4 protein-coding genes and 1 pseudogene are annotated in these 3,874 nt (G+C 64.6%); all 5 read right to left on the reverse strand.

Annotation, left to right across the window (positions count from 1 at the left end; genetic code table 11):
* Positions 1-181, reverse strand: a pseudogene (locus ACLP4W_RS25285) (hypothetical protein); the annotation flags it as partial.
* A 177-nt stretch (positions 182-358) separates the two neighbouring features.
* Positions 359-499: a hypothetical protein gene (locus tag ACLP4W_RS25290; RefSeq protein ID WP_442390131.1), complete on the reverse strand. Its 141-nt coding sequence runs from the start codon at positions 497-499 to the stop codon at positions 359-361.
* 364 nt (positions 500-863) lie between these two features.
* Positions 864-1,874 (reverse strand): phosphotransferase family protein, encoded by a 1,011-nt coding sequence (locus ACLP4W_RS25295; protein ID WP_442390132.1) that lies wholly within the window; start codon positions 1,872-1,874, stop codon positions 864-866.
* 44 nt (positions 1,875-1,918) lie between these two features.
* Positions 1,919-2,752, reverse strand: a complete 834-nt coding sequence (locus tag ACLP4W_RS25300; protein ID WP_442390133.1) for a glycosyltransferase family 2 protein — start codon at positions 2,750-2,752, stop codon at positions 1,919-1,921.
* Between the two features lie 289 nt (positions 2,753-3,041).
* Positions 3,042-3,773, reverse strand: coding sequence for a DUF1361 domain-containing protein (locus ACLP4W_RS25305; protein ID WP_442390134.1), 732 nt, complete (start codon positions 3,771-3,773; stop codon positions 3,042-3,044).
* Between the last annotated feature and the right edge of the window lie 101 nt (positions 3,774-3,874).

The following is a 3,874-nucleotide window of genomic DNA, read 5'->3' on the forward strand; positions in this document are numbered from 1 at the left end:
CGAGCGTAGGGACCGGGATCCGCTCCAACACCACCAGAGCCGGCAACCGCGTCAGGATGTCCGTCGGCGAATCGCCGGACCCCCCATTACGCCGCCGCTCAACCCGCCGACCGCGGTCCACACCAGCACTTTCGCCGGCATGGCCGGGTGAGCCCTCACCGAGTAATCCCACATCCGACATGGACGGACAATAGCAACTGATTAAGATCAACGCATCAGAACAGCAAAACTTGGTACTAAGGTCACACACCTGATCTGGGCCTGAGGCTCATGTTGAACATGCCCTCCCGTGTGCGGGGGCACGCCGATATGTCCTCCGAAGAAGAAACCGGGCAAGGACCTCCCTACCGGACTTGCCCTACTTCTTGCTGGCGGCTCGAGCCCGCCCGGCCACCGTCTTGGCCAGCACGGCCGAGAGCGTGTGCGTGCCCGCGATGAACCGGGAGGACGGTCCGATCGAGAGCACTGTGGGCGCACCGGTGAAGTACAGGCCTGGCACGGATGTCTGCCCGGCCCGGCTCACCAGTGGGTGGCCATTCCGTCTCGCCGGAACCCGGCAAGGTTGGCAACGGGGGGCGGCGCCGAGATTGTCCACTCGTGTGGTCGAGAATGGTGGAACCGATGAATCCGGCAGTGAATCCGGCGGCGACGATCACGAGGGTGCGCATTATCAGCTATCTCCAGTTCGACGGTGAAGTGTGGACGGCGGCAACCGGTTTGAGGCGGGATCGACGATCACGTCGCGGCGAGATCACGGTGCACGGGCGGCCGGATTTCCGCGGGCCTGTACGGCATCCTCGACCGGCGGTGATGTGGTCATCGATGCACCGCTAGCGGTGCCGCGGCCTGCGCGGGCCCGCGGGCTAAACATCGAATCCGTGCCACGCAGCGACGGCGTCGAGCACAGGAGCCACGTTGGTGGCCCACCAGATGTGATGGTTTGGATGGGTGGCGCACTTGCCCCACAAGTCGACTACATGGTGCAGCCAGGTCAGCAGAATGCCAACGCGCTCGTCGATGCCTTGATCCATGCTCTCACGGTCGCGAATGTCCGCGTCCGGTCGGTCGCGTGTGGCACGCAGCGCATTACGCTCGCGGTCTGAGAGGCCGTCCGCCTGTAGCCGCTCAGCGACGATTGTGCCCAGATCAGCTTGCTCCACTTGGCAACTCGCGGTCAGGATCATCAGGTACTCGTCGATCAGCGCCGGCCGGCCCGGCCGCGCCCCGCCCCAGTCCACGATGCCGGTGACTTGGCCCCGCACGCCGGCCACCCGAACGTTGCCGGGGGTGTAGTCGCCGTGCGTCCAGCTCACCGGCAAGCGCAGGCCAAGGAGCGCCCGCCGCAGCATCGTTCCAAGCCGCTCCACCTCGGGAACCAGACGAGGATCTAGCCGCCGGCACATGCCCGTCAGCCCCGCCAGTGGTTCGACAACCCATCGCAACATGCTGATGTTGTCGATGGCGACGAGTGTGGCAGTCCGCAGGTGCAGCGGTGCAATGGCGCTCAGGGCCGCAGCGGTTAGCTCCTCGACGCGGTTCGGGCGGCGCGCCAGCGCCTCTGCTAGGTCTATTCCCGGCCGATAGGACTCCACGGATACGGTCGCATCGGTGCGCTCGTCGAAGGCCAGGATCCGCGGCAGCAGTTCGCGCCATTCTTCGTCGAGTTCTTGGTGGATGGCAAGTTCGGCGAGCACGCGCCGCTGCGTGCGCAGTTCCGCGGCTCCCAGCGGGCCACGGGCCACCTTCAAAACCGCTGCGGGCGGTCCCTGCTCGGGACGCAGCAGGACCACGGCCGTGTCGCCGACGAGTTCGGTCGGCGGGGCGCTTAGTTCGATGTCGATAAGACCAATCGGGAGATCATTGGCGTCGATCAACCGGGCGGATGAGGGTGATCCTGTCGACCTGATCCGCCTTATGCTCATTGGCCGGCCGCCGCCGCCGGCATAGCCGCGCCCGGTCGCCCTGCAGCCTGTCGCGCCGCCTGGTAGAGGTGCCCGGACACACCCTTGCGGTGATGGCGCAGCACAGTTCGCAGGACGCGGACGCCGTCGCGGATCGCGTGCAAGTTCGATTCTCCGCTGCGGCGGGGCAACTCCAGGCTGGGAACCTCCGCGATGCGCAGACCCGCCTGCATGGCCCGCACCGTCATCTCGGCCTCGATTTCGAAGCCGGTGGCCGACAGGTGCAGGTGCTCGAGATAGCGACGGTCGAACGCGCAGAATCCGTAGCAGAGGTCGGTCAGGTGGCCGTGGTATACCGAGTTGAACACCGTAAGCAGGAACCAGTTGCCGAGCCGCCGGAACGGGGTGATGTCCAACGAGGATCCGCCGCTGATGAACCGCGACCCTTTGACGAAGTCGTAGCCGTTGGCAAGGAAATGCACATAGTGGGGGATCTCGCTAGGCAACATGCTGCCGTCCGCGTCCATCATGATGATGATGTCGCCGGTGGCGGCCAGAAAGCCGGTGCGCAACGCACTACCTTTGCCTTTACCCTGCTGCGGCACGACCCGGACGTCGGGCCGGTGGCGTCGCGCGGTGACGATCGTAACGTCGGTCGATTCACCGTCGACGAGAATGATTTCGGTCACCTCATCGGCGATCTGCTCAAGCACCCAGCCGATGTTGCGCGCCTCATTCCTGACCGGAATAACCAGGCTGACGGTCGGATCTGTGATGGTCGATTTCGCGCGAGGGCGGGGACGCAGAGAGAGCGAACGTTGGACTGAGTCTAAGGATGAAACGGTGGTCATGTTTCGGCTGCCAATCTGTACGTGAAGTGCGGAGGCGGGCCGCGGCTACACCAGGCCCCGAGCCCAAGTGCGACCATACCGGCGATGCACTTGTCTCGTAAGAATACATACTTTTTGTCACCTTGCAACCGAATCATCGAACTCTAAGTCATGCACAGTCTGTAAAGCATTCATATGCTCCGGATACCAGCTGGATAACAGACCGCGTCGCACGACTTCGACGGATACAACGCGGTGCCTTCCCCGCAGCTCTGCCAGACGAGCAGACCGATACCGTCGGGGGATTGATCTAGCCGAGGGCTCGGCGGAGGTCGTCAGCTTGCAGGTCGGCGGCGGTGAGGACCTGTTGTCCGGCGCGGACTCGTCCGCCGAGACCAGGGCGTGCCGACCCAGGGGAGGGCCAAAGGGACCACAGCGTCAGGTATGCCAGCCCGAAGAAGGCCCCAACCGCAAGCGCCACACCGGTCGGCTGGACGTAGGCGAGCGGCGAACGCACCCAATCGAGCGTCGTGGCCGCCACCGCGCCCGGCTGCGTCACCAAATCCCAGGAGTTCCACCGCTGAAACCGCCCGATCACCACACCTATCGCGCACAGGCCAACCGAGACGACCACCGCGATCCATCCGGTCACCGCACCGAACTCGCGCTCGATCCGCTGACACACAAGATGCATCGACACCACCCCCAGTATGACGCCGGTCCACGCCGCGACCCCATATTGCATGACGTGCCGCCACAATTCGACGCCGCTGCCCAGGTGCACCAGGTCGGTCACCAGATACGGGGCATTGGGTAGGAACGCCAGCCACCCCAGCCCCAACGGAATCAACCAGATCCGCAGGCGTACCACGGCGAAACCGGCCGCAAAGAACACCGGGATACATGCCAACACCAGATCCCACACGAAGAACCGGGTCGGGTAGATCAGGGACGGGGCCGGATCGGTGACACCCAGCACCAGCGTCAGCCCGGTGGTGGCCACCAGCGATACGATCAGGACCACACGGCGTGAATAGGTCATGAGTGCAGTTTGCCAGCCGGTGTGCAGCGGCCCAGAAGGACGACAAGCAAGACACCAGCCTGGGCCCGACACGGCAAGGGCATGATCGACAACCATTCTAA

Origin of the sequence: Mycobacterium sp., from assembly GCF_052145595.1 — a bacterium.
Taxonomy (GTDB): Bacteria; Actinomycetota; Actinomycetes; order Mycobacteriales; family Mycobacteriaceae; genus Mycobacterium.

Coding starts and splice junctions, on each gene's coding strand:
- ACLP4W_RS25300 (WP_442390133.1), bottom strand. CDS start 2,752: ATGACCACCGTTTCATCCTTAGACTCAGTCCAACGTTCGCTCTCTCTG.
- ACLP4W_RS25305 (WP_442390134.1), bottom strand. CDS start 3,773: ATGACCTATTCACGCCGTGTGGTCCTGATCGTATCGCTGGTGGCCACC.